This window comes from Chloroflexaceae bacterium, from assembly GCA_025057155.1.
Lineage (GTDB): Bacteria > Chloroflexota > Chloroflexia > Chloroflexales > Chloroflexaceae > JACAEO01.
The window spans coordinates 1-566 of the sequence record JANWYD010000145.1 but is presented as its reverse complement, the minus strand read 5'-3'; the positions used below and the strand labels follow the sequence as shown (position 1 = coordinate 566).

1 protein-coding gene is annotated in these 566 nt (G+C 62.7%); it reads left to right on the top strand.

All coding sequences use genetic code 11. The features are described 5' to 3' along the window. Window positions 1-566, top strand: a 566-nt coding sequence (locus NZU74_20720; GenBank protein MCS6883748.1) for a membrane dipeptidase, incomplete at both ends; no start/stop codon positions are given.

The following is a 566-nucleotide window of genomic DNA, read 5'->3' as shown; positions in this document are numbered from 1 at the left end:
GATTTCGATGAGCTAGAGGTGCTCTATCAGGCCGGCCTGCGCTCGCTTGGCCCGGTCTGGAGCCGGCCCAATATCTTTGGCTATGGCGTGCCGTTCGCCTTTCCGGCCTCGCCCGACATCGGCCCCGGCTTGACCGAAGCCGGCAAGGCGTTGGTGAGAGCCTGCAACCGGCTGCGCATTATGATCGATCTCTCGCATCTCAACGAAGCCGGTTTCTGGGATGTCGCCCGGCTCAGTGATGCGCCGCTGGTGGCAACCCACTCGAATGCCCATGCCATCTGCCCCAGCAGCCGCAATCTTACCGACCGGCAACTCGATGCGATCCGCGATTCAGGAGGAATGGTCGGGTTGAACTTTGCCGTTCCCTTCCTGCGCCCCGACGGACGGCGTGATGCGACGATGCCGATTGCGGTGATGGTGCAACACATCAAGTATCTGGTGGAACGGCTGGGCATTGATCACGTTGGGTTCGGCTCTGACTTCGATGGGGCGCTAATGCCGGCAGCGATCGGCGATGTGCGCGGCCTGCCGCGCCTTTTGCAGGCGCTGGCCGAGGCCGGTTTTTC